General features: G+C 72.8%; 1 protein-coding gene. It reads left to right on the forward strand.

All coding sequences use genetic code 11. The features are described from left to right. The coding region (locus EF903_RS33230; protein ID WP_221888823.1) for a LysR substrate-binding domain-containing protein at positions 1-500 on the forward strand (500 nt) is incomplete at its 5' end. Positions 501-810: the final 310 nt, after the last annotated feature.

Here is an 810-nt window from a genome sequence, read left to right on the forward strand (position 1 = left end):
CCTGTACGAGCACCCCGCCCAGCAGCCCCGGCGGCAGCCCGGCCGCGGGGGAGGTGGCCGCGGGCCGGGCCGATCTCGGGATCGCCACGCTGGACCCCGCGGCCGGGCTGCCGCCGGGGCTGCTGGGCGGGGTGCTCGTACAGGAGGCGTACGCCCTCGCGCACCCGGCCGGGCACGCCGACCCGAAGTCGCTGCCCCTGCTCGACTGGGACGAGAACTGCGGCTCCTACACCCGGGAGTGGTGGCGCTCCCAGGACTGGATCCCCCGCGCCACCGTGAAGGCCGAGGACGACGGGATGGTGCTCACCCTGGTGGGCCGCGGGCTCGGCATGGCGATCATGCCCGAGCTGTCGCTGCGCGAGGCGGGGGAGGCGGTCGCCGTCACCGGTCTGGGCCCCTCGGGGCCCGTCCGGAACGTGGGATACGTCACCACCCCGGAATCCGCCTCCACCATCGCCGTCAGGGCTCTGATCAGGGAACTTCGCCAGCGGAAGGGCTGAAAACGGAGGTCCGGGCGGGGGCGTTCGGAGGATTGGCCGTCTCAGATAGTAGGAAGTCCGAGTAATTGCGGAGACATACAGCGGCACCTGTCCTAGTTTTGTAGGAGCCGAACGTCTCGCCGATCCGGCGAATGGCGGCCCGCGGCGCGCGCCCCGAACAGGCAACCCCTGTGGCGCAGCGCCCCCGCCCCTTCCGGCGCCTTGGAGAACCCCTCATCCGCGGCCGTGCCGCGCCGTGATCTCAAGGAGTCGATCACCATGACCAAGACCACCCCCGCCGCCCCCCGCCGCGTCCGCCGCTCCTCCGCCG

This window comes from Streptomyces sp. WAC05292 (assembly GCF_003949955.1).
Taxonomy (GTDB): domain Bacteria; phylum Actinomycetota; class Actinomycetes; order Streptomycetales; family Streptomycetaceae; genus Streptomyces; species Streptomyces globosus.